Source organism: Shewanella avicenniae (assembly GCF_017354945.1).
Taxonomy (GTDB): Bacteria; Pseudomonadota; Gammaproteobacteria; order Enterobacterales; family Shewanellaceae; genus Shewanella; species Shewanella avicenniae.
In genome coordinates this window covers 4,009,901-4,032,563 of record NZ_CP071503.1, presented here as the reverse complement: position 1 = coordinate 4,032,563, position 22,663 = coordinate 4,009,901, and the positions used below count along the sequence as shown (strand labels likewise).

Sequence of the window (22,663 nt, the reverse complement as noted above, 5' to 3'; positions counted from 1 at the left end):
TCGGGCGGCTTACCAGATTTTTACCCGTTGTTCAGGTGCGATATACAGCTTGTCGCCTGGCTTAACATCAAAGGCTTGATACCAAGCATCCAAGTTACGCACGGTCAGCGCACGGTACATGCCCGGTGCATGGCCGTCGGTGGCAATACGTTGGCGCAGCGCTGCATCACGCATCTTGGTCGCCCATGTTTGCGCAAAGCCGATAAAGAAGCGTTGATCGCCGGTGTAGCCATCAATCACTGGGGCTGGTTTACCATTGAGTGAAGCATGGTAAGCATCCAGTGCGGCGGCAAGCCCTGCTACGTCAGCAATGTTTTCACCCAAGGTCAGCTTGCCGTTCACGTGCAGATCTGGGAAAGGTGCATAGGTATCAAACTGGGCTGCCAGCGCTTCGCCTTGCTCTGCAAAACGGGCAAAGTCAGCTTTGGTCCACCAGTTACGCATTGCGCCGGTTGAGTCAAAGGCTGCACCGTTGTTATCAAAGCTATGGCTGATTTCATGGCCGATTACCGCACCAATCGCGCCATAGTTGTAGGCATCTTCTGCGCTGGCATCAAAGAACGGCGCTTGCAGAATCCCAGCTGGAAAGTTCAGCGCGTTTTGTACTGGCAGGTTCACCGCGTTCACAATCTGCGGGATCATCCACCATTCGCGTTTATCTTGTGGCTTACCAATTTTGGCTAACTGTTGGGTGTAGCGATATTGCTCACCGGCAACCGCATTGGCGTAGGCATTGCTGGCGGTGACGGAATAGCTGCTGTAGTCCGGCCATTTATCTGGGTAGCCAACGCCCACTACGAGCGTGTTTACTTTGGCCAAAGCTTCTTTTTGGGTACTTGGCGCCATCCAATCCAACGCGGCAACACGGTTGTAGAAGGCATGGATAATGTTATCCACCATGTGGCTCACTTTGGCTTTGGCTGCCGCAGGGAAGTAGCGCTCAACATAATCTTGGCCGACAGCATCGCCTAAGTAGGCATCTAAGGCACTGAGCGCGCGTTTATCGCGGCTGCGTTGTTGTGGTGTGCCTGACAGTGTGGTGCCGTAAAAATCAAAGTGTGCTTGGTCTAGCGCTGTTGGCAGCACATCGGTGTGGCTATTGATTTGGTGGAACACTAACCAATCTTGCCACGCTTGCAATGGCTCGCTGGCCACCAGTTTTGATAACGCCGGAATGGCACCTGCGTGGTAGGCGTCAAAGCGGTTTTGCTGACCTAACTTAGCGGCACTAAAGAAGGCGTTCCAGTCAATGCCGGGGGCTTTTTTGTCAAAATCAGCACGACTCCACACCACTGAGGCTTTGGTGAAGTCTTCGCTGTCTTCACGGCTCACGTGTGCGCGGGCAATTTTGTTTTCAAGGGCGAAGATGCGATCCGCTTTGGCGGCGGCATCATCGACACCCGCAAGGGTGAGCAACTGTTTGATGTAGGCATGGTATTGCTGGCGCAGTTGCACCATTTTCGGGTCATCAGACAGATAGTATTGGCGTTCAGGTAAGCCCAAACCGCCTTGCAGAATGTAAGGTAACACTTCCCCTGGGGTGGCTAGACCTTGGGTGACAAACAGGCCGAACAGGTTTTCAGTGGCGTAGTGGGTGGCGTTGAGCGGATCGACGTCAGCGCGCAGGTTGGCACCCAAAACGCCTGACAGTTGCTGCACATTGCTGATGGCGGCATAGCGGGCAAAGTCTGCGGCCAGCGGTTGCATACCGGCGGCATCAATCGCTTTAGTGTTGACGTAGGCCTGGTAAAAATCGGCAATCTTGGTTTGGTTGCTGCCAGCAGGATGCTTGCTATTAACCAATTCGTTAATCAATTCCGCTTTATGTTTTTCGGTGCTGTTAAAGGCCACCAAAAATGCGCCAGTGCTTGAACGGTCTGCGGGGATCTCGGTGTTGCGCTGCCAGTGACCGTTGGCGAAGTTATAAAAATCATCGCCCGGTTTTACTTGGGTATCCATCGCTGCGAGGTTGATCCCCGCCTGTGCTACTGCGGCATTGGCAGTTTGGTTGGCCATTGCGGCAGGCATAGTGGCGCTAATACCACCAATGAATAGGGTGCTCACCGCAGCGGCGGTCAAAAGTCGCTTAAACATGAGAAGCTCTTATGCAGTTAATAAAATGATGCTGGCAGTGTACTCGAACTGGTACGGGAGGTGAGTAACTGTATCGCAGAATAAGTTGTGATCGAATGTTACCCGTGCAGCTTTATGGGGTGTCTACTGGCGCCGCAGTGCTTTCTGTGGCGGCGGTGATCTCCGGCAATAGGCGGAATGAGATCACGTACAACTGTTGCTGATCGGGGTAGATGCGTCTAATCAAGCCTTGCAGTTGTTCTAACGCTAACCCTTCCTGCTCAGCGTGTTGTTGATTGATATCTTCAATGAATAACGGCTCTACCGCGAGGATCTCAATATCGGCAATCCGTTGATGAGTTTCCAGCGTGTAGGCGGTCACTCGGCTGCCGGGACGGTAGTGACTCTCGGCGTAATTGCGAATTGTAATATGCTTGTCACCCGCGATAATCTTCGGCGCTAACCATTCAAAAAAGGTAATAGTTTCAGGGTAATCAGCCATAAACTCAGCCAGACAAATGCTAAACGGAGTACCGTTATACAACAGCTATTTGGCGATGGCGTAATTAAATTTTGTCAATTGTGGCATATGCGGCAAATCGGTGGATTCGCCGCGCTGCCTATTGGCGCGGGCGATTATTGGTTTTTGGAGTAAAAAACTGACAGGCAACGCGAGTGGCTTGGGTTGGCATTTCCCAAGCGCCACAAAGATCTTTGCTGTTATCTTTGGTTCGAGTGAAATGACGACATTTACCGCAGCGTTGCATGGCTTACTCCGTTTTCAATAGACTGATCGAGGTGACTTTAAGATGGTGCATGTATTCTCTTAAAATCAGCAGTTTGGCATAAAACTCAGGGCTGACATCTGGCTCCGACGGCAAGGGTGGCCGCCCTTGAGAAATCTCAGCATAGTAGCCAAATAAGCGCTCCATCTCCTGCCGAGGTAACTGCATCACTGAGCCTTGTTGTACGCCTGCGAGTTGTGCAATCTGGCGCAGATAGGCGGTAGGGCTAACCAGTTGGCTGATGGGACCAATGGTGGGAATTGCCCGTTCAATCTCATCTTCAATGTAATTGATGGCGTATTCCAAATCGTCTGGGGTGGGTGGCGTGTGTTTAAAAAAGCGCTGCGCCACTAAACGGTAGCCCACCGGCAACGAAATTAATTTATGCCCTGCGCGCAGGTAAAACAGCGTTTGTTCTGCTTCAATGGCCACGAGGGTATCAGCCTGTGGAGTGAGTTGCTGGTTGATGTCATCCAGTTGTCCAGCAAAAAAGGAGGTAACCGCTTGCATGATTGCTGCTCTCTACAAATACCTAAGGTTGGGTGGGGACAATGATCGTCCCGTAATCGCTTATATTGCCGCTATTCTGCAGCTGAATCTGTGCTGGCATCTGCATCTTCAGCTGCATCAGTGTCAAACCAGCTATCCCAGCGAGAGGCCGTGGCTGGGTGGATATCCACGCCTTGATTCAACCCAGCGATAAAATTCTCGCCTTCGGCTTCGTCTAAACCAGCTTCAGCAAAGTTTTGAATTTGAATATTGCTGAGCAGTTTAAAGGGGGATTTTTGAATCGGTTGATAGGCTTCGAGCGCTGCCGTCATTCCCTTAACCCATACTTTGAAGTAAAGCACGTTGATCGTGTTGTCGTCTTGGTTAATCGCGCCTTCTTGGCCATAACACCAAGCGTCAACGGTTTCGCTAAATTCCGCCAGCTTGGATTCCGCCTGTTGGATCGCTTGCTCTTGCGTTTCTGCTTCAAAATTTACCAATTCTTGCTGTTCTTCCTTGATCGTAATGGCGTAAGGCACCATCACTTCATCGGCTTGCAGCGTTTCAACAACCGACGCGCTGTGCGCCAAGGTAAATCCCAATAATTGGCCAATGTACTCGTGATCCATACCTGCTCCTTGTGCTGTGGTATCCAAGGGTGGCTAACATTTATCGTTAACAAAATGTTAGCTGAAGTTCAGTCTGAACGTTCTTTCAGCGAGATACCAGAGTGAGCATCTGTTTTTTTATACTTATTTGATCCATCTACGGATATGCAACACATTGAATTTGTTGTGCTGGATTTAATTGCAGGGTGAGGGATTTGCCTTTGCCACGGAGCTGTTGCTGCGCATTGGCATAGTAAAATCCTGATGCACTTGGCTGTTGGGCAAGTTGTATTGTTTCGCCTTGGTAATGAATCTCTGCATATTGCTGTTGATTGTTAAACTTAACTTGTAACGCAGTATCATTTTTGCAGAGGAAATTCACCGTAGGATTGGCGCGAGTGGGTAACAGTTGTTGGCAGGCGCTGCAAAGTGTGAGTAGTGGTAGCAGTGTCAGCAGCAAGTGGCGATTAAGCATCTCATCCTCCTATTGACCAGTGGCCACACTTGTGCGAATTACTGCCAGTGTACGCCTAGATTACTGAACCTCAGCTGCAAGCAACCACTGCGGTAAGGGGCGTTTGGTCCACTTGGCAAAGCGCATTTTGTCGCCGATGTAGAAGTTACGATAGGCCTGCACCGCATCACCGGACACCTTAAACTGATCCGGCATCGCTTGCGGAAATGGCGTTAAACCGTGGCGCTCAAACGGCATATCGAGGATCTGCTCCAACACCGCCATCGACTTGTGATCGGTTTGTTTATCAAAGCGATAACGGTATTCAGCATTTAGCGCCCGCGTCAGTTTGACCAGCCATTCAAAGTTGTCGTAAGACTCCTCCACCCAAAGTACGCACGGGTGTTTGATGTGGGTTGATTTATATGGCGTGCGAAAGCCCTTTTTATTCAGCGCAGTACACAGCAATTGCACCGATTCCAAAATCATTTTTATCGCGTGCTGATCGCAGTGATACTCGGCGCACTTGGCAATATTTTCATCTAACACAAAGATATTCATTAGGTTTTAGGCTGACGTAGTTATTTGGCTTTTATACGCCACTGTCGTTTGGGGCGATCACTTTTCTAAAAGCGGACATTGCAGAGTTAGCGATCTGGCAGCTTTAGACGTTTTAACCACATCAGCGTTAAACCCCACGGCCAGCAGATGAGCACGACGCACAGCACTAAGAGGTGAAAGCTATACATCCAAGGTTGCTGTTGCCAAGTGTACACATGATGGTACTTGCTGGTGATGCTGCCGGAGTACAGCGCCTCGATGACAACGAGGCAGAGTATGGGATAGCACGGAATACTGATCAGGGTTGTTATAACTAATTTGAACTCACTGGGGGCTTGGCTATCGGTCACTTCGGCTGCAGGTTCGGGATCCTCTGCTCGAGCTGTCGCAATATGTGCTGCAATCAACTCATCGAGTTGGGCTTTTCTGGCGGGGAAACGGCGTTCATCGATGCTGGCGCGGGCTTGCCGCAGTTCATCAATGCTATAACCGGCATAATTGGGGGCTTTATCCAAGCAACGACTCCTTCAATGCTTGAGCAACAACGGCCTAATGGTTGGCAACGGATTTATTGGCGCAATCGCGTGCGGCTTACGGTAGTATTGGCAGCCAACAACAATGGTTTTTAAGACACTCTAAATTTCATTGGCTTAGCTCGCAATAGCCATGCTATTCATCGAGCCGATTTGCTGAAAATAGCAGTGTTCATCAACAAGAGTTATCGGAATTTATGCGCTATCTCCTTTACGCCGAACAGAACTACTCCTACGCGATTTTGCGCCCTTTGCAGCAAGCGATTTTGCAGCGTGGCGACGAAGCCGTATGGTTCTTAGCGGGCAATGAAATTCGTCATGATTATTTGCACGCGGATGAGCGAAAATTTAATAGTATCAAAGAGGTGGTGGCATGGCATCCTGATGTGGTGCTAGTGCCGGGCAACCATGTGCCTAAGTTTATTCCGGGCATCAAAGTCGGTATTTTTCACGGCTTTAATGTGGCTAAATCCACCCGTCCTGATGATCGTGGCCATTTCAATATTCGCGGCTGTTTCGATCTTTACTGCACCCAAGGGCCAAACACTACGGCGGGTTTTGAACAACGCGCTGCCAAGTATGGCTTTTTTGGTGTGCGGCAAACGGGGTGGTCAGCGATCGATCCGCTATTTCAAAATCTGCCGTCAGCTGTGCCAGACGATGGCAAAAAGACCATTTTGCTGTGCTCGACCTTTACCAAAGAGCTGTCATGCGCCCCGCTACTGGTGGACACCATCCGTCAACTGCGCGATAGCGGTAAGTGGCGTTGGTTAGTGCAGTTTCACCCAAAAATGCCGCAAGAGGTGGTGGACGCATACAAAGCACTGCAGAACGACAACTTGACGTTTGTGGAAACCGACAACGTGATCCCGCTGCTGCAACAGGCGGACCTGATGCTGTGTGATACCTCGTCAGTGATGACCATGTTCCTGCTACAACGTAAGCCAGTGGTGACCTTCAGAAACCAAACTCGTGGCAACACAGAGCACTTGTTGAATGTTACCGAAGCCGATGCGCTGGAACAGGCGATTGACTATGCGTTGAGCTGCCCAGATGAGCTGATGGCGAAAATCGATGCTTTTATTGCCGATACCCATCCCTACCAAGACGGTAAGTCGAGCGAGCGAGTGTTAGCGGCAATCGATGATTTTAAACAACACCAATACGGCAAACTTAAGTCAAAGCCCGCCAATCTAATCCGCAGCTTCAAAGAGCGCAAAAAATTGGGTTATTGGGGGTTTTAGTTAAATAACTAACCTAAAAATGGCCTGATTGGTTATTGAGCTGAATTATCTGCTGAGCCGTTTTTACTCCGGCACTCCAGCGTAGTGGCCATGGGCTGGGTTCACTCGCCATTGTGGTTCTTCGCGAATAAAACTGCCGGAGATTGCCTGCATATAACGCATCGGCCGCATGGCTTGCATCAATTCGGGGAGTAGGTCTTCGGTGTAGCGGTCGTGGGCTTGTTCGCTTTCCCAATAGGTTTGCAAAATAAAGTCACGGCTGCGCATGCGATTACGCCAGATATAGCCACCGAGCATGCCGTTTTGTTTTGCCAGCGCGGGATTCCACATGGCGTGTTGATCGCGTATAAACTGGCGTTCATCCTTGACACCGTTGCAGTAAACCGTGCGCACTATGCGCGATTGATCGTCGCTAGCCGACATTGTGGGTACCCCTAAGACTTGGTCGTAGAGGGTAACTCGGCATTCACTGAATGCTTGAATATCTCGGTTTTTTGCTAGAAACCGGTCATGTTCGGTTTCCATAAAGCGCAGTAAATCTTGTTCTGATAGCCAATAACAGAATATTACCGCATGACCACTGACTGCTTCCCAACCGCCGGCTTGCCCTGCAAAGCCTGTTATCGACGTTAACCCCTGCCAGATATTTTGCGATGCAGAAAATGCCTCCCGACGTTCGCGAGGAACAATGCAGCGGATCAGTTTTAGAACGGTCATTTTATCTCCAGTAATGCGGTGCGGCAGGGTATTGCGCTGTTTATTGGTAGGAATGTGCTAGTCCATCGCAACATTTAACTAGTATATCGACCATATGCAGCCAGATTTGCTGCTAAGCGCAGAATTTTACAGTTTAGCCTTGAGTATAAAACATCGGCAAAAGTTTGCTGTAAAAATCCGCGATTGCATTTGAAAAAACTACTATGACTTTAACCGTTTAGCGCATATTGCGGGGTGATGTTGCAGATCCGATATTGAGCCGCCAGACAAGATTATTTAGGGGGGGCAGCTATCCGCTGCGGATACACACCGACCATCGCCGCGTTGCGGGTAAATCGCCGATGTTGGCGCATAATCGCTGCTGGCGAATGGTCGGTGTCGTTGAATACCTTGATAAATAGTCGGTGCAGTGGACGCTGCGCTCTGGTTACAGCTCGCTCCAGCGTCGCAGCAAGTTGTGATAGATGCCGGTGAGGTTAAACAGCTGCTGTTGATCGGCTTGTGCGGCGGTGAGTGCTTGAATCGATTGGTCGAGGTCAAACAAGATACGGCGTTGGCCATCATCTCGAATCATGCTTTGCAGCCACATAAAGGCGGCAGTGCGCTCCCCTTGGGTGACGGGCGTAACTTGATGCAAGCTGGTGGATGGATACAGGATGGCTGAGCCCGCTGCCAGTTTGACGGATTGTGTTCCGTAACTGTCTTGAATGATCAGCTCGCCGCCTTCGTAGCTGTCTGGCTCGCTCAAAAATAGCGTGGTGGACAGATCAGTACGCACTAAGCCATCAGCGGTGGCGCGAATCGCATTATCGATGTGATATCCAAAGGTTTCGCCGCCTTCATACCGGTTAAATAGAGGTGGGTAAAACTGCAGTGGCAGCGCAGCAGACACATAAAGTGGATGCGCCATCAGCCGATCCATCACCCATTGGCCGATATCAATCGCAACCGGATTATCTTTATCAAGTTGTTGATTACGTTTCCGAGTGGCCGCCATCTCGCCTGAGGTTTGGTTGCCGTCAATCCACGGTTGGGCATCCAGTTTAGCGCGTATTAGCGCGACTTCTTCTTTGGTAAATAATGCGGGAATTTCAATTAACATCAGTGACATCCTAATACGCGAAAAACGGCGCCGATAAGATCGGCACCGTGGTTGTTGCTGTTAGTAAAAGCCAAGTCGCATCAAATTAGAAGCGGAAGTCGGCACTTAACATTGCCAGTCGCCCCGCCGCAATGTTGGCAAAATGGGCACCGTAGGCTTTATCGAAATAACGCTTGTCGGTCAGGTTTTGCAGGTTCAGCCGCAGCGTGACCATGTCGTTCACGCGGTATGAGGTCACTGCGTCATAACGCCAGTAAGAGGGTATCCACAAGGTATTGGCGGTGTTGCCATACACTTTGCCCATGTAATAGGCGCCGATACCCGCGTTGAAGTCTTCGGTAATGTCGTAGTTGGTGAACAAGCTAAAACTGTGTTTCGCCGTGTTAGGGAAGCGGTTGCCGTTCAGCGCGCTGTTAAAGCCGTTCGCTTCTAAGGTGGCATCAAGATAGGTGTATCCACCAAAGGCGTGCCATTGCTTGGTAATGTCGCCCGACAGACCAATCTCAAAGCCGGTGACTTTTTGCTTACCGACGTTATCTTGCGGTGCACCACGCCCTGCTTCTGTGGCAACGCGCGCGTTGTTTTTCTCAATCTTGAACACTGAGCTGTTGAGTGACAGGCGGCCATGGAACAGATCCCACTTGGCGCCTAACTCTAAGCTTTCAGTATCTTCTGGGGCTAAGTCTTGGTTAGCACTGCTGAGGCTTTCCGTTCCATCACCATTTGAGGTGCCTGGTGGGTTGGATGAGGTGCCCCAAGCCAGGTAGATGCTGGCGTTGTCGGCTGGCTTGTACAGCGCGGACAGCTGATAGTTTACAAAGCTATCTTGGCTGCTCAGTTGGGTATCACCAGCGCTGGATTGGGTTTCGTAATCGTCCCAACGCAAGCCCGCATTGACGAAGACCTTGTCGGTAATTTCCAGCGTGTTAAAGCCATACACTGAGCGGGTATCGGTTTCGGTTAAAGTCGTTGGATTGGCACTTGGACTGATGTCACCCACCCAAGGATCGTTCGGGTTTGGATTATCGAGTGAGGTGCAGTTATAGCTTGCCAGCATATCGGCATCACAGCCTGCGTTACGGCCATTACCCACCGCAATCGTGTAGGGGTGATTACTGGTTTGTTCGTTGCTCAGTTCAGCACCCACGGCAAAGCGGTTTGGCATCCCGGCAAGGGTAAATTCGCCTGACAACTGTAATTGGGTTGCAAGGGATGTTGTGGCTGAGTTACGTGACTTAGTGTTGCGCCATACATAGCCATTCGCCACGTTTCCGGTTGAGTCATCAGGGTTGGTGACAATGTAGCGGTTGGTGGTACGGCCATACACGGTAGTTGAGCTCAGGTGCAGTTCATCGTTGAAATCGTGATTGATTAATACCGAGCCGGTGTCATTGCTGTTGTCACGGAAATCACGCGCCAACAAACCATAGAAGTTGTCTGGATTAACTTTCACTGGGCTGCCGGTGGTTTGATCGTACGGAATACCGTAATCAGGTACATCGCTGCTCTCAAAGTGGTAGTACTCGAGCGTCACCTGAGTATCGCTGTTCAAACCAAGGCTAATTGAGGGTGCCACGCCCCAACGGTTACCTGAAACGCTATCACGCCCCGGTGTATCTGCATCATGGCTCATCATGTTGATGCGTACGGCGCTGTCCTCGCCGACCATGCGGTTTACATCCAAAGCTGCGCGCTTCAGAGAGTCGGTGCCCACCGCCACATCAGCATTAATAAAGTTACCTAAGCGCGCCTTTTTGCTGACGATATTGATGCTACCACCAACGGCGCCTCGGCCGCTGTAAACTGAGCTCGGGCCTTTCAATACTTCGACTTGCTCTATGTTAAAGGTTTCGCGGTTTTGCGAGCCCACATCGCGCATGCCGTTGATAAAGGTTGACGATTGCGCATCGTAACCACGAATGAATGGACGGTCGCCATAGGGGTTGCCGCCTTCGCCAGTACCAAGGGTAATGCCAGGGGTGGCACGCAGTGCATCGGTAAAGCTTTGCGCGCCCATATCTTTAATCAAATCTTGATTGATAACAGTTACGGTTTTGGCGCTGTTAAGCAGGTCATCTGTAAACTTGCCGGACTGGACACGGCGGTTGTTGTAACCTGAGTATTCACCGCTAATTTCAATATGTTCGATACGTTTTGCGTGGTGGTCTTGGTGTTTTTCGTCCTTTTCGCCCTTATGGTGATGACCTTTAGTATGCTGCTCTTGCTGAGCAGTGGCCTGCTCATCGGCCATTACTGGCGCAACTGCCATCCCCAATGTTAATGAGCCTAAAACAGTCGCGCTTAGCCGTACTCGTCCTTGACGCAGTTTCTTCGTCTTCATCTTGAAAATCCCGATGTAGTAAGTGGTTAGTGGACAACTGCTGGTGGTTGTCTCTTCAGCGACGGCTAATATAGTGACTTGATTAAAACAGATCAAGAATCATTCTCATTTGCATTTAATTGATCTGGATCAATTAGCACGCAAAATGTGGTTAAATAAATGTTTATATATTGATTAATATGAAAATTTAATATTTCACTGACGCGTTAATCTTTACACTTGTAACAAAGAGAAAAGGGGCTGCATTGGCCAAAAGCGCGGGAAATAACGGTTGAACGTGGTGGAGTGAAAAACAAAAACTCCCCGTAAAAAACAGGGAGTTTTAATCTGGTTGACGTGATCACCGCGAGTAAGTGGCGCAGACTTAATTACCTGTAAAACACACTCGGTTAAGCCACAACAGGGATTAGTTGCCGTACAGCTGATCTAACAGCTTGGCGAGTCTCACTGCGCCATGCTCAATCTGTTGTTCAATCTGCAGTGCATTAGCGCTGACATAACCTTGGCCTAGTTCGGCATTTTCGTGATAGTTGGCGTAAATTTTCTGGGTGAGCTGCAGTGATTCATCGCCCCATTGCGCCGCTGTACCTTCCGCAGTGTAATGCTGCGCTTTGGCATTGGCGGCCAGCTTATCGCCCCAGCCATGCCAATCATCGCCAACCAAGTGCTCGATAATGCCGTAGTCCCAAATACCGTGCAGGTTGGCGGGATTACCAAAGAAGCTCACCTTGGTTTTGTTGCCACCCAAATCATCGGCAAAGCTGACATGCATCGGTTGATGTAGATCGCCGACAAAGTGCGCCAAAAAGAACAGCGCTTGCCAATCTTGCTTATCTTGTTGCAGCCGAGTTTGCATATCGCGAATGCCGCTGAGCACACAGCCTTTAGCCGCACAATCGCTGTCGGTCAGTTGTTGATCGTCGTGTGTTACATTCACATAGTGCAGGTGTTTCGACCAATCCCATTGATGATCTTTCTTGATGTCATCAGCCCAAGTGCATGCCTCGGCAAAGGAATGATATTCGCCCTGTTTAGCGGCGATGGCGCTCAGCGCCTGCTGGGTTGCAGGCTGCGTCAGATCAAAGGCGGCTTGGCAAAAAGCTTTGTGGCCAGTAAAGCCCCAAGCATGCACTTGGCTGCTCATTGCCAGCAGTAATAATCCGATAAAACGGTACATAGTGTGTCTCCAACTATCTTGGGTCGCCTGTTGCGGCGGCGCTGTGGTTGTGTGGATGCTGTTTTGTTGGCGCTATCAAGGGCGTGTTGCTAAGCCCCCTCGCTGCCGCGCCAATGAGTCGCTGAATTTTAGACTATGGCGCAGGATCTAAAATTGAACAACTATGGTCTTGGATCAGTTCTGGGCTGGCGTTTTCCATGCCGAACCAACTGGCGCGTAGCGCCAATAATGCAAAGCGCCCATCGGCTAAGGTGGTTAAGGCTAAGCCGTATTTGCCCATATCATCGCTATCAATGTTGAGCTCGCTGGCGATCCGTTGAAATACGCTTTGGGCATAAAATTCATCATGGCTGAGGCTGCGGATTTGGTAATCGCTGTTATCCAAAGAAAATTGTTGCCATTGATTGTTTAGTTGCGGTGCCAGTTTATCCAGCTGTGCCCGGATATCGGCGCGCAAGCAGGAGATATGAATATGCAGTTGGTTCTGGGTGCGACCAAACGCGGAGTTGACCGCCAGTGACAAGGCTTGGTCATCAATCGGGCGCCCATATTTTTCTTCCAGCAGCTGGCGTTCATTCCATGCCAGTGAAAAGAATTGTGGCGCGTGCGGTTGCAGCAATGCTGGGCTTTCGGTGCCGGTAATTTTGCTGACCGGCATCAACAGATACTGCAATGGGCCGTTGCGATCTTTTAAGGTGACGTAACCTTTTGCTTTATCCACCTTGGTACAGGGAGCTGGGTTACCGTCTTTGGCAAGCCCAACCACACAGCGTTGGCTGATCAATTGCCACAGTGCGTTGGCATTGTGAGTTGAATTGGTTGCGAGAAACCACCAAGCCACGGCGCCGATAATTGCTAATACTGGCAAACCTATTAGCGTGATTTTGGTTGATTGTTTCATTTATCCCTGTCTTGTTAACCCCTGAGCGCCGCATTGTCGTAGAAAACCATGACGCTGTCATGTCGGCAAGCGCTAGTTTGCGCGGTCTTCGGCAAGTTGGCCGCGCAGTTTGGCTAAATGACGCTCAACCGAGCAATGGTTTACCACGCCGCCAGTAATAATTCTCGGCTATGTGCTAAATCAAGATCTTGGCTTTCGGTGAGTTGGGTCATGCCATGGGCTTCGAGCGCGGCGATGATATCGTCGATATACTGTTGATCCGCAACGTAATAACTTAGGCGGGTGTGAATCCCCAAACTTTCAAAAAACGCTCGGGTTTTGTCAATTGCCGCGTCAATTCGCTGCTCCTCTGTGCCTTGCTGAATATCCCACACACGCTCAGCATATTGCAGCAGTTTGGCGGCTTTTTGGTTGCGATGCGCTTGCCACAACGCTGGCATCACAATCGCTAGGGTTTGCGCATGGTCAATGCCAAAGCGAGCGGTTAACTCATGGCCAATGCAATGGGTCGCCCAATCTTGCGGCACGCCCACGCCAATTAAGCCATTCAGTGCATTGGTGGCACTCCACACTAAGTTGGCGCGCGCGTCATAGTTGTTGGGTTCATTGATCGTCACCGGACCGATCTCAATCAGCGTGCGCAAAATCCCTTCAGCCATGCGGTCTTGAATACGGGCATCAACCGGATAGGTCATGTATTGCTCGCACACATGCACAAACGCATCGACCACACCGTTAGCTACCTGAATTGTCGGCAGGGTAAAAGTGAGGCTCGGATCGAGAATAGAAAACTGCGGATAAACCGTCTGCGATGACAGTGCCAGTTTGCCATCAGGGTGGTTGATGACGGCATTGCCATTCATCTCCGAGCCGGTGGCCGGTAGCGTGGCCACCGTACCTAACGGGAGTACGCTGCTGGCATCCACTTGCTGGGTGCCTTTGAATAGCAGTTCGGCGCAGTCGCCACGGTAGTGGGTTGCTAAGGCGATAAACTTGGTGCCGTCCATCACCGAGCCACCACCAACCGCTAACAAAAAATCGATCTGCTCAGCTTTGGCAAACTCAGCGGCACGCATCAGGGTGTGATAACGCGGATTGGGTTCGATCCCGCCAAACTCCAGCACTGTGCGTTGCCCCAACGCGGCTTTTACCGCATCTAAGGTGCCAAATTTTTTGACACTGCCACTGCCATAAGTGAGCAACACTTTGGCATCGGCGGGGATCAGGCTATCGAGTTCGGCTAAACGGTTTTGGCCGAATACAATCTTGGTTGGGTTGTGGTAATCAAAATTGAACATGCTGACATCCAAAACATAAGGCTGATGCCGCTATATTATTCAAATTTGTATGACAAATTAAGTGCCAAGGGCACAAATTCATCGTTTGGTACGCTGGCCTGTGTGTTTATGGGCGAAGTTCTACGCTATCAAGGCGCATTGCGGCTTGATAGCTCTGGGTAACATTACTGCTGGGCGTGCTTTTTGGAGAGGCGATTGAAGTGAGCGGAAGGATTAAAATAGAGCACCATCTCGTCGCCCTTGCTATCCACCACTTGCACTTCATCACAGAGCGGATCGCGAATCAAACGTTGCTGGGTGGGGCGCACTTGAAAGAAGTACATGGCGTCATACTCCTCTTGCACTGATACAGTGACATAGGCGGTTTGCGGCGTTGAACCGTCACCTGAGGCCACTAACGACTGCATCAAGCCTTCAAACCAGCGATAGTGATCGTCGGCACCCGCCTGATCGTTGATCTGCTCCAGCGCCATGCTGGTCATGTAGTGAATACGGATATCGATTGGGCATTGTTGTAGCCACTGCTCGCCAACACTGGCCAGTTGTTGCCAATCGCCCGCATCAGCTAAATCGTAAATTTTGCCGAGTGGGCGCTGGTCGTGACAGCGTTGCTGATAATCATCTGCCCAACCAACGGTAATCCGCATTGCATCAAAACTGACATCATCGGCCCAATTAACGGCTTGCTGGCTGGGGGAATGGGTGATCCCAGTACAGGCAGTTAACAGCATTATGGTGACCAACATCAGCAGCGATTTCATAAAACTCCCTTACTTGATTCCGCGTAACGGCAGTAGCGGATAGCCCACATAGTTATCGTTTTCTCGGTGAAAAAGTCAAAACAATTCGCAGTTGTTGCGCCGAGATAGCGGGTAACCATCATGCTGCCTATACGCCGCAAAGAGGGAAATACATCACATTTACAATAAATCGTAATGATAATGGTTATCATTTGATATAGTATGCCAGCCTTCTGTGACTCAATAAGTTGAAATTTCACTATGCGCTATGCTCATTTACCGCTTGCCGCGGCGATTACCGCAGCACTGTATCCCACAGTAACTTTAGCAGCCGAGACGGCAACTGACGTTAATCCATCGATTGAAAAAATCACGGTCATAGGAAAGTATACCGTGAGTAAAACCATCGATACTGCCACCGGACTGGGGCTGACTCTTAGAGAAACACCACAATCGGTCAGCATCATCACTGACGAACGGATCCGCGATCAAGCGTTGAATACTGTGGTGGACGTGGTGAATAACTCGGTGGGCTTGTCTTCTTCAAAGACCGATAACGTGCGTAATGGCTTTAGCGCGCGCGGTTTTGCGATTCAAAACTACCAGATTGATGGCGTGCCCTTGTCATGGAGCTTAGGTGGTGATGCGGGGGAAACCGTGTCCGATGTAGCGCTTTACGAACGAGTAGAAGTGGTGCGTGGTGCCACGGGTTTGCTGACTGGCGCTGGCGATCCATCCGCATCGATTAACTTGGTGCGTAAGCATGCTGATGCGACAGAGCTTAGCGGCTATCTGCAATTCGATGTGGGCAGTTGGGATAAAAAGCAGATGACCGCCGATGTAGGCAGCAAGCTCAATAGCGATGGCACAGTACGCGGTCGGATAGTGGCGAAATACGTTGATAACGACTCGTTCCAGCAATATTACCAAGACCACAAAACCATTCTTTACGGCGTAGTGGATGCCGATATCAGTACCAGCACCCTGTTGCGCGTGGGCGCAGTTTACAACAACAACGATCCTCACGGCGCCATGTGGGGCGGTTTACCGGCAGTGTTTGCCGATGGCAGCAGCACAGATTGGGATGTCGCGACCACCACCGGCGCCGATTGGACCCGATGGGAATCCACCAACAAAAACCTGTTTGCCAACATCAACCACTTGTTTAGCAATGGCTGGCAGCTGGTGGCCAACTATAACCGCATGGAGTATGAAAGCGCATCGCGGTTGATCTACATGTCTGGAGCGCTCGATGAAACCAGCGGTACAGGTTTGTCAGGACAGCGTTATAACAGCCATGCGGAGAACAACTCCAACAACTTTGATCTGCAGTTGAAAGGCGATTATGAGCTGTTTTCCCGCAGTCATGAATTTGTGATGGGCGCGCTGTATAGCAAGCAGAAAGGCTATACCGATACTCATGAACCCACACCGATTGCGGGGGGCGGTTTCTACGACGCGCATGTAATTGACAACTTTTACAGCTGGCAACAAGGCAACACCTTTGGCGAGCCAAGTTGGAGCGACACCGCCACGCGTAGCCAAGATCTATCGACCGAACAAAAAGGTTTTTATGCTGCCACCCGCCTGGCCATCACCGACGAATTGAAGTTGATTGCTGGTGGACGTATCTCCAGTTGGAACCGCGAAGGGATCAGCTGGGGCGATGTGAATTTTGGTAATAGTGGCGAGTTTGTGCCTTACGTGGGCGCACTGTACGACCTCAGCGAACAGCACCGAGTTTACGCCAGTTTCACCGAGATCTTTAATCCACAAAATGCCAAAGATGCCAACGGTGACTTGCTCGATCCGCTGCAAGGGAAAGCTTATGAGATTGGCTTAAAGAGCAGCTTTTTTGATGACCGGCTGCACACATCAGTTGCGTTGTTTAAAATCGACCAAGATAACTTAGCGCAAAACGACACCAGCTTTGTGCCGACACCTGAGCAGTTAGCCAATAACATCACCTCGGCATCGATTGCGATTCAAGGCACCGAAAGTACCGGCTTTGAGGTTGAAGTGGTGGGTGAGCCAACTGAAGGCTGGAACATCAGCGCCGGTTATTCGCAATTCCATGCTGAAGATGCAGCAGGCAAGCGGGTACAAACCGATGCGCCGCAACAGCAGTTCAAGCTGTTTACCACCTATCAGTTGCAGCAGCTATTGCCGCAGTTGACCATTGGTGGTGGGGTGAATTGGCAAAGTAATGCCTATTCAGACAGTGGCAGCGTGCTGATTGAACAAGGAAGCTATGCCTTGGTTGACTTGATGGCGCGTTACGATATTAACGACCATCTCGATCTGCAACTAAACGTGGAAAACCTGTTGGATAAGCAGTATTACGCTTACATGGCCGCTTCAACGCTGCCTTACAGTGTGTACCACTATGGTACGCCGCGTAATGTCACCCTCAGCGTGAAATATCGTTTCTAACGTCAGCTGCTATCAAATAAAAACGGCGACAAGCATTATCTTAGTCGCCGTTTTTATTATTCCGCCTTAAAGGCTAACGGTGCCTACCAACGGCTGTCGTTTTCACATGGAATGCCATCGTTATCACTATCCATACGGGTATCGGGGCAGTTTTTCAAAAAGAATTCTGCCTCTTCTCGTGAGCGCATCTCAGAGCAGTATTTGCGGCCATCACAGCGGAAATTGTTTTGGCTGCCGTACTTTGGCAGTTTGTCCGCTTCCTTGTTGATCAGGTCACGTACTTCCTGCTTTATGGTGATGCTGCTTTGCGGCAGTAGTTCATCGCCGCCGAAGCGCTCCCAAGTCATCCACAGTGCGTAAATCAACAGCGCGTAAAAGAGTAGCCGTTTCATGGTCAGTTCCCTTTGCCCAAACTGAAATCTTGAAGAAAATACCAGCGTTTCTGTGGCCATTCCAACAAAAAATGTGGTTGTTTGATGTAAACGTTTGCCGAAGTGTTGGGCTTGAGTATGCTGGAGCATCGAATACAGGGAGAACTCGATGACAGCAACTGCACTCGTGCTAGAAGGGGGTGGTTTACGTGCCATTTATACCGCCGGTGTCTTGGATGCCTTTTTAGCGGCCGAATTACATTTTCCGTATGTGGTGGGGGTTTCCGCTGGGGCGATCTATCCTGCGTCTTATTTGTCGCAGCAGCTGGGGCGTAACCTAACGATTCAGCAACGCTATTTGGCGGATAAACGCTACATGGGCTGGCGTCATTGGTTGAAAAACGGCAATTACGTCAATGTCGATTTCACTTATCGGCAGATGGCGCATGAGTTAGTGCCGTTTGATTTTGATACCTTTTTAGGCCGCGATGCCGAATTTAAAGTGGGCGCGTTTAACTGCCAAAGCGGTGAGACCGACTTTTTTGGCATGGCAGATTTTGACAGTCATCAGCAGTTGCTGGATATTCTAATCGCCTCGTCGAGCCTGCCATTTATTTCGCCGCCGGTGACTATTGCTGGGCAAGCCTATTTGGATGGTGGCATTGCTACACCTATCCCAGTGGCTCAGGCTTGCAAGGATGGTTACCAAAAGCAGCTGGTGATTTTGACCCAAGATGCCGACTATCGAAAATCGGCATTTAAACCCAAATGGTTGGCTAAAAGAGCCTATCGGCACTATCCGCAAGTGGCACAGGCGCTACTGCAACGGCATCAACGCTATAACGATGCGCTGGTGGATTTGGCGCAGCGGGTTGAGCAAGGCAGCGCGCTGGTGATCCAACCAGCCAAACCACTGGGGTTGTCGCGGCTGGAACGCGATGTGTCCAAAGTGGAAGCCGTGTATCAATTGGGGCTGAGTGATGGCAAGGCCGCATTGCCGGCCGTTCAACGTTTTATCGCTTGAAGCTGAGGTTTCAGGCAAGGAGTCCGCATGGCTAATATTCTGCTGATCGCCAATCTGAATTGCGATCGCATTTTACAGCTGAACAAAACGCTACAAAAAGGTGGTCGTTACCATTATGAAGATGGCGGTCGGCGCTTGGGCGGTGGCGGTGCCAATACTGGGATTGGCCTCGAGTGGGCAGGTCACAAGGTGGCGCTGGTCAGCCAAGTGGGGCGCGACGAGTTGGGCGATTGGCTGTTGGCGCAAGCCAGCGTAAATGGCTTGGATTGCCGCCGAGTGTCACGCCATCCCGAACAAACCTGCGAAATCATGCTGCTGATGACGCCAGATGGCGAGCGCACGATTATTCGTCCTGAGCGGCCCTTGTTTCAGTTAGCTACGCCACCGGATTGGTCGGAGTGGCAAGCGGTGTATCTCAACTCGTCTGCACAGGGCGCGGCCAGTTGGGCAAAATCTGCCTTAGCACACTCATTGGTGGTGGCGCAGTTGGCGAAAGATGAGCGTGCTCGGCCATGCCATATTCTGTTGTCGTCATTATCCGATATGCATGAGCGCACACCCTTGTCGATGTGGGAGTATGGCCGCAGCATTGCGGGTGAGTCGCTGCAGTATTTTATTATCACTGAGGGCGATCAAGGCGCGCGCTTATACCACGCCGGCGGTGAATTGCATGTGGTCGCTAAGCCAGCCACTGTGGTAGATAGCACCGGTGCGGGCGATGTTTATGCTGCAGGGCTGATCCACGGTTTAGTCAGTGGCATGATGATTGACGCGGCGATGCAAGAGGCCGCAGTGTGGGGCGCCCATGCGGTGGCATCGGAAACCTCCATCCCCGGTGAAACGCTGCGTTGTTATCTGCAGCATGCGCAGTAAGGATTGTCATCAAAAAACGTTAAAAACGTCATCTGCCTGTCATCGGCGATGCCTACTATGTGCTCCGAGTTAGTAACTTAACTCGTGTTTGACTCTCCCTTCGTAGCTTTGTTTGTTTTCTAGAGGCCTCACATTTGTGGGGCATTTTTTTGTCATCAGCTTGTCATCTCGATTTGCCATGCTTGCGCAGGTGCATTGCAACGTCCCCAGCGTTGCTAAACACGGATATTTAACCCCTATTTGTTCCCCCGTTTTAGTAATAAAACGGGTTTTTTTATTCCTCAACAATCAAAAAATGCGCCTATTAGTGAATTAAGGTAAGCTGCCAACTTATTGCGATAAGTATATGAAGCACCCCAAATTTAGCTAGTTGTAGGATGGAATGGCGCATGGGCATGAGCCTTTGGAATGATAAAAAGAGAACAATGTGGCTGCTTGCCGTGTTGCTATTAGGTGCCTTTTTGGTGACCAGCGGGTTTAGTTATTGGGTGGCGCACAGCTCATTGAGTCAGCAGGTGGAAGAAAATACGCTGCCGCTGACCAGCGACAATATCTATTCCGAAATCCAACAAGATTTGCTCAAGCCAATCTTTATCTCGTCCTTGATGGCGCATGACACCTTTGTGCGCGATTGGACCTTAGGTAACGAGCAGCAGCCAGAGCGGTTGATCCGTTATTTGAAAGAGATCCAAGAGAAATACGGCACAGTTACCAGCTTTTTTGTTTCAGACGTCAGCCACAACTATTACCATTCGAGCGGCATTTTGAAGCAGATCAGTGAAGCCGACCCGAACGATAGTTGGTACTACCGCACCCGTGGGTTGCCGCAATCGCAAGACTATGAAATCAATATCGATTTAGATACTGCAGATCGCACCAAGACTACTGTATTTGTCAACAATAAGGTGTTTGACTACGACGGTAATTTCATTGGTGTCACAGGGGTAGGCCTTGAGGTGGAAAAGGTCGGAGCGCTGATCGAGCATTACCAAAAACGCTACAACCGTCGAGTATTTTTTGTTGACCGTCAAGGCACAGTGATGCTGCACAGTGTCGACTACTCAGGCGCGGCCACTTTGCAGCAAACCCCGGGCTTAGCAGAGAATGCGATTCGTATTTTGGCGAATCCGAGTTCCGCATTTAGCTTCACGCTCGAAGGCGAAACCTACTTCATTAACAGCCGCTACGTGCCAGAATTTCAATGGTATCTGTTGGTAGAGCAGCGCGGGACTCAAGGCGATGAACAACTGCTGACCACCTTATGGAGTAACTTAGGGATCAGCCTATTGGTGACCTCCATTGTGTTGCTGACCGCCAATATGACCCTTGGCCGCTATCAGCGCCGGCTCGAAAAAATGGCCTCTACTGACAAGCTGACTGGCTTAGCCAATCGCCAAGTGTTTGAGGAACAGGTGACGCGTGCCATTCCGCAGGCACACAAACAACACAGTCCGTTATCTTTGCTGCTATTTGATATTGACCACTTCAAACGCATCAACGATCAATACGGCCACAGTATCGGTGATTTGGTGCTGAAAAGCGTGAGTTTGCAGTTACAGCAGCACTTTGCTCATGCCGCAGTAGTCTGCCGTTGGGGCGGTGAGGAGTTTATTGTGTTGCTGAAAGGCACTGAACTGACTGAAGCTGCCGCTGAAGCGGAGCTGATCAGGCGTAAAATCAGTGAACACTTACTGCAGATTAACAAGGCGGAGCTAGTGGTGACCATCAGCGGGGGTATTGCTGAGTTGCAGTCGCAGGAGACGGGCGAGCAACTGCTCAATCGTGCAGACAAGGCCTTGTATCAAGCCAAAGAAAATGGCCGTAATAACATTGTGCTGAGTCATTAATGGCTCAACCTCGATAGGATGCGAAAGATGACGATCAGCTTAACAGGATTGTATGCCGGAACGGGCAACCGCTTTACTGAAGAGGTGCAAAGTGGCATCAACAGTAAGCAGACCATGCGCCAACTCATCGTGCACCGCGATCATCTTGAAGGTGATACCCGATTTGACCTGAAAAACCATGGCGGTGATGAACGCGTATTGCATCACTTCCCGCAAGAGCATTATGCCTTTTTCAAACAGCAGGGGCTGATGGCGGCCGATCGGCAAGCGCCGGCCTTGGGTGAAAATATCTCAACGCTAGGTTTGCTGGAGCAAGATGTCTGCATCGGCGATGAGATTGCAATTGGTGAGGTGTTGCTGCAAATCACCCTACCGCGCGCCCCCTGTTTTAAAACCAATCTGCAGTTTCGTCAGCGCGAATTTGCCCGTACCATGCAAGATACGGCGCGCTGCGGCTGGCTGTATCGGGTGCTCACACCGGGCACCATTAACGAAGGCGATGCGGTCGCTATTGTGCAGCGTCATGGGGATATCACGGTTGCTGAAGCCATCGCGCTCTATTTTGCCGAACCGTTTGATGCCGCAGCTTATCAGCGATTGCTGACTGCACCTGCGCTTGGCAGCGACTGGCAGCAAAATCTCCACAAGCGCCTTGCCAGTAATCGCTGCGAAAGTTGGCAGGGGCGGTTATATGGCAGTGAACACCTTTATCAAGGATGGTGATGACAATGGAAACAATCACTCGGCAAGAACGTGATATGGGAGTGCTGGTACACTGCGCCAGTTTTGCTGGCTACCTGATCCCGTTTGGCAATGTGCTTGGGCCGCTCATTGTGTATTTGATGAAGCGTGAAGACTCGTCTTTTATTGAAGCGTGCGGCAAAAATTGCCTCAATTTTCAGATCAGTATGCTGATTTACTTCGCAATAAGTGCTGTGTTGGCATTTGTGCTGGTGGGCTTTGTATTACTGGGGCTTTTGGGGCTGCTAAACCTGATTGTTACCGTCATCGCCGCCATTAAAGCGAGCGAAGGCAAGGTGTTTCATTACCCCCTTGCCATCCGCTTTTTACGTTAGCGTGCCGATGGGCGAT

General features: G+C 50.5%; 23 protein-coding genes. 7 read left to right on the top strand and 16 right to left on the bottom strand.

Features of this window, described 5'->3' with window-relative positions; genetic code table 11:
• Nucleotides 1-9: 9 nt before the first annotated feature.
• The 8 genes from JYB87_RS17860 to JYB87_RS17825 form a co-directional block, all read right to left on the bottom strand.
• Nucleotides 10-2,094: a M13 family metallopeptidase gene (locus JYB87_RS17860; RefSeq protein ID WP_207354767.1), complete on the bottom strand. Its 2,085-nt coding sequence runs from the start codon at nucleotides 2,092-2,094 to the stop codon at nucleotides 10-12.
• 112 nt (nucleotides 2,095-2,206) lie between these two features.
• Nucleotides 2,207-2,575, bottom strand: a complete 369-nt coding sequence (yqfB, locus tag JYB87_RS17855; protein ID WP_207354766.1) for a N(4)-acetylcytidine aminohydrolase — start codon at nucleotides 2,573-2,575, stop codon at nucleotides 2,207-2,209.
• 118 nt (nucleotides 2,576-2,693) lie between these two features.
• A complete protein-coding gene (locus tag JYB87_RS17850) occupies nucleotides 2,694-2,840 on the bottom strand; it encodes a hypothetical protein (protein ID WP_207354765.1) in 147 nt (48 codons plus the stop codon).
• 3 nt (nucleotides 2,841-2,843) lie between these two features.
• Nucleotides 2,844-3,368, bottom strand: coding sequence for a hypothetical protein (locus JYB87_RS17845; RefSeq protein WP_207354764.1), 525 nt, complete (start codon nucleotides 3,366-3,368; stop codon nucleotides 2,844-2,846).
• Nucleotides 3,369-3,439: 71 nt separating this feature from the next.
• Entirely contained in the window at nucleotides 3,440-3,976 is a 537-nt protein-coding gene (locus JYB87_RS17840) for a hypothetical protein (RefSeq protein ID WP_207354763.1), read from the bottom strand.
• A 136-nt stretch (nucleotides 3,977-4,112) separates the two neighbouring features.
• A complete protein-coding gene (locus tag JYB87_RS17835; protein ID WP_207354762.1) occupies nucleotides 4,113-4,430 on the bottom strand; it encodes an MliC family protein in 318 nt (105 codons plus the stop codon).
• A gap of 60 nt (nucleotides 4,431-4,490) precedes the next feature.
• A complete protein-coding gene (locus JYB87_RS17830) occupies nucleotides 4,491-4,958 on the bottom strand; it encodes a hypothetical protein (protein ID WP_267459554.1) in 468 nt (155 codons plus the stop codon).
• Between the two features lie 98 nt (nucleotides 4,959-5,056).
• On the bottom strand, nucleotides 5,057-5,485 hold the full coding sequence (locus JYB87_RS17825; RefSeq protein ID WP_207354760.1) for a hypothetical protein: 429 nt from the start codon (nucleotides 5,483-5,485) through the stop codon (nucleotides 5,057-5,059).
• 215 nt (nucleotides 5,486-5,700) lie between these two features.
• On the opposite strand from JYB87_RS17825, the gene JYB87_RS17820 reads away from it, so the two are divergent.
• The gene (locus tag JYB87_RS17820) at nucleotides 5,701-6,747 is read left to right on the top strand and encodes a CDP-glycerol glycerophosphotransferase family protein (protein WP_207354759.1); all 1,047 of its coding nucleotides are present in this window, start codon (nucleotides 5,701-5,703) and stop codon (nucleotides 6,745-6,747) included.
• 63 nt (nucleotides 6,748-6,810) lie between these two features.
• Here the strand turns inward: JYB87_RS17820 and JYB87_RS17815 are convergent, their stop codons facing one another.
• The 7 genes from JYB87_RS17815 to JYB87_RS17785 all read right to left on the bottom strand — a co-directional run bounded on the left by JYB87_RS17815 (nucleotide 6,811) and on the right by JYB87_RS17785 (nucleotide 15,044).
• Nucleotides 6,811-7,464 carry a DUF4937 domain-containing protein gene (locus tag JYB87_RS17815; protein WP_207354758.1) on the bottom strand — a complete coding sequence of 218 codons (654 nt, stop codon included), beginning with the start codon at nucleotides 7,462-7,464 and terminating at the stop codon, nucleotides 6,811-6,813.
• A gap of 427 nt (nucleotides 7,465-7,891) precedes the next feature.
• A complete protein-coding gene (locus JYB87_RS17810) occupies nucleotides 7,892-8,566 on the bottom strand; it encodes a Fe2+-dependent dioxygenase (protein WP_207354757.1) in 675 nt (224 codons plus the stop codon).
• Between the two features lie 85 nt (nucleotides 8,567-8,651).
• Nucleotides 8,652-10,907 carry a TonB-dependent receptor gene (locus JYB87_RS17805; RefSeq protein ID WP_207354756.1) on the bottom strand — a complete coding sequence of 752 codons (2,256 nt, stop codon included), beginning with the start codon at nucleotides 10,905-10,907 and terminating at the stop codon, nucleotides 8,652-8,654.
• A gap of 406 nt (nucleotides 10,908-11,313) precedes the next feature.
• Nucleotides 11,314-12,084, bottom strand: a complete 771-nt coding sequence (locus JYB87_RS17800; RefSeq protein WP_207354755.1) for a S1/P1 nuclease — start codon at nucleotides 12,082-12,084, stop codon at nucleotides 11,314-11,316.
• A gap of 133 nt (nucleotides 12,085-12,217) precedes the next feature.
• Nucleotides 12,218-12,985, bottom strand: coding sequence for a CDP-diacylglycerol diphosphatase (locus tag JYB87_RS17795; protein ID WP_207354754.1), 768 nt, complete (start codon nucleotides 12,983-12,985; stop codon nucleotides 12,218-12,220).
• 140 nt (nucleotides 12,986-13,125) lie between these two features.
• On the bottom strand, nucleotides 13,126-14,283 hold the full coding sequence (locus JYB87_RS17790; protein ID WP_207354753.1) for an iron-containing alcohol dehydrogenase: 1,158 nt from the start codon (nucleotides 14,281-14,283) through the stop codon (nucleotides 13,126-13,128).
• A gap of 164 nt (nucleotides 14,284-14,447) precedes the next feature.
• Nucleotides 14,448-15,044 carry a DUF4919 domain-containing protein gene (locus tag JYB87_RS17785; protein WP_207354752.1) on the bottom strand — a complete coding sequence of 199 codons (597 nt, stop codon included), beginning with the start codon at nucleotides 15,042-15,044 and terminating at the stop codon, nucleotides 14,448-14,450.
• Between the two features lie 240 nt (nucleotides 15,045-15,284).
• On the opposite strand from JYB87_RS17785, the gene JYB87_RS17780 reads away from it, so the two are divergent.
• Nucleotides 15,285-17,456 carry a TonB-dependent siderophore receptor gene (locus JYB87_RS17780; RefSeq protein WP_207354751.1) on the top strand — a complete coding sequence of 724 codons (2,172 nt, stop codon included), beginning with the start codon at nucleotides 15,285-15,287 and terminating at the stop codon, nucleotides 17,454-17,456.
• An 83-nt stretch (nucleotides 17,457-17,539) separates the two neighbouring features.
• Here JYB87_RS17780 and JYB87_RS17775 read toward each other — a convergent pair whose 3' ends face one another.
• Complete coding sequence (locus tag JYB87_RS17775) at nucleotides 17,540-17,848, bottom strand: excalibur calcium-binding domain-containing protein (protein ID WP_207354750.1); 309 nt, start codon at nucleotides 17,846-17,848, stop codon at nucleotides 17,540-17,542.
• A gap of 148 nt (nucleotides 17,849-17,996) precedes the next feature.
• On the opposite strand from JYB87_RS17775, the gene JYB87_RS17770 reads away from it, so the two are divergent.
• From JYB87_RS17770 to JYB87_RS17750, 5 genes are all read left to right on the top strand, one after another.
• On the top strand, nucleotides 17,997-18,851 hold the full coding sequence (locus tag JYB87_RS17770) for a patatin-like phospholipase family protein (protein WP_207354749.1): 855 nt from the start codon (nucleotides 17,997-17,999) through the stop codon (nucleotides 18,849-18,851).
• A gap of 27 nt (nucleotides 18,852-18,878) precedes the next feature.
• Nucleotides 18,879-19,724, top strand: a complete 846-nt coding sequence (locus JYB87_RS17765; RefSeq protein WP_207354748.1) for a PfkB family carbohydrate kinase — start codon at nucleotides 18,879-18,881, stop codon at nucleotides 19,722-19,724.
• A gap of 389 nt (nucleotides 19,725-20,113) precedes the next feature.
• On the top strand, nucleotides 20,114-21,571 hold the full coding sequence (locus JYB87_RS17760; RefSeq protein ID WP_207354747.1) for a sensor domain-containing diguanylate cyclase: 1,458 nt from the start codon (nucleotides 20,114-20,116) through the stop codon (nucleotides 21,569-21,571).
• Between the two features lie 27 nt (nucleotides 21,572-21,598).
• A complete protein-coding gene (locus tag JYB87_RS17755) occupies nucleotides 21,599-22,294 on the top strand; it encodes an MOSC domain-containing protein (RefSeq protein WP_228729906.1) in 696 nt (231 codons plus the stop codon).
• A gap of 5 nt (nucleotides 22,295-22,299) precedes the next feature.
• Complete coding sequence (locus JYB87_RS17750; RefSeq protein WP_228729905.1) at nucleotides 22,300-22,647, top strand: DUF4870 domain-containing protein; 348 nt, start codon at nucleotides 22,300-22,302, stop codon at nucleotides 22,645-22,647.
• Nucleotides 22,648-22,663: the final 16 nt, after the last annotated feature.

Coding starts and splice junctions, on each gene's coding strand:
- JYB87_RS17835 (WP_207354762.1), bottom strand. CDS start 4,430: ATGCTTAATCGCCACTTGCTGCTGACACTGCTACCACTACTCACACTT.
- JYB87_RS17860 (WP_207354767.1), bottom strand. CDS start 2,094: ATGTTTAAGCGACTTTTGACCGCCGCTGCGGTGAGCACCCTATTCATT.
- JYB87_RS17810 (WP_207354757.1), bottom strand. CDS start 8,566: ATGTTAATTGAAATTCCCGCATTATTTACCAAAGAAGAAGTCGCGCTA.
- JYB87_RS17845 (WP_207354764.1), bottom strand. CDS start 3,368: ATGCAAGCGGTTACCTCCTTTTTTGCTGGACAACTGGATGACATCAAC.
- JYB87_RS17785 (WP_207354752.1), bottom strand. CDS start 15,044: ATGAAATCGCTGCTGATGTTGGTCACCATAATGCTGTTAACTGCCTGT.
- JYB87_RS17750 (WP_228729905.1), top strand. CDS start 22,300: ATGGAAACAATCACTCGGCAAGAACGTGATATGGGAGTGCTGGTACAC.
- JYB87_RS17840 (WP_207354763.1), bottom strand. CDS start 3,976: ATGGATCACGAGTACATTGGCCAATTATTGGGATTTACCTTGGCGCAC.
- JYB87_RS17800 (WP_207354755.1), bottom strand. CDS start 12,084: ATGTACCGTTTTATCGGATTATTACTGCTGGCAATGAGCAGCCAAGTG.
- JYB87_RS17820 (WP_207354759.1), top strand. CDS start 5,701: ATGCGCTATCTCCTTTACGCCGAACAGAACTACTCCTACGCGATTTTG.
- JYB87_RS17850 (WP_207354765.1), bottom strand. CDS start 2,840: ATGCAACGCTGCGGTAAATGTCGTCATTTCACTCGAACCAAAGATAAC.
- JYB87_RS17815 (WP_207354758.1), bottom strand. CDS start 7,464: ATGACCGTTCTAAAACTGATCCGCTGCATTGTTCCTCGCGAACGTCGG.
- JYB87_RS17755 (WP_228729906.1), top strand. CDS start 21,599: ATGACGATCAGCTTAACAGGATTGTATGCCGGAACGGGCAACCGCTTT.
- JYB87_RS17780 (WP_207354751.1), top strand. CDS start 15,285: ATGCGCTATGCTCATTTACCGCTTGCCGCGGCGATTACCGCAGCACTG.
- JYB87_RS17765 (WP_207354748.1), top strand. CDS start 18,879: ATGGCTAATATTCTGCTGATCGCCAATCTGAATTGCGATCGCATTTTA.
- JYB87_RS17795 (WP_207354754.1), bottom strand. CDS start 12,985: ATGAAACAATCAACCAAAATCACGCTAATAGGTTTGCCAGTATTAGCA.
- JYB87_RS17770 (WP_207354749.1), top strand. CDS start 17,997: ATGACAGCAACTGCACTCGTGCTAGAAGGGGGTGGTTTACGTGCCATT.
- JYB87_RS17790 (WP_207354753.1), bottom strand. CDS start 14,283: ATGTTCAATTTTGATTACCACAACCCAACCAAGATTGTATTCGGCCAA.
- JYB87_RS17760 (WP_207354747.1), top strand. CDS start 20,114: ATGGGCATGAGCCTTTGGAATGATAAAAAGAGAACAATGTGGCTGCTT.
- JYB87_RS17805 (WP_207354756.1), bottom strand. CDS start 10,907: ATGAAGACGAAGAAACTGCGTCAAGGACGAGTACGGCTAAGCGCGACT.
- JYB87_RS17775 (WP_207354750.1), bottom strand. CDS start 17,848: ATGAAACGGCTACTCTTTTACGCGCTGTTGATTTACGCACTGTGGATG.
- yqfB (WP_207354766.1), bottom strand. CDS start 2,575: ATGGCTGATTACCCTGAAACTATTACCTTTTTTGAATGGTTAGCGCCG.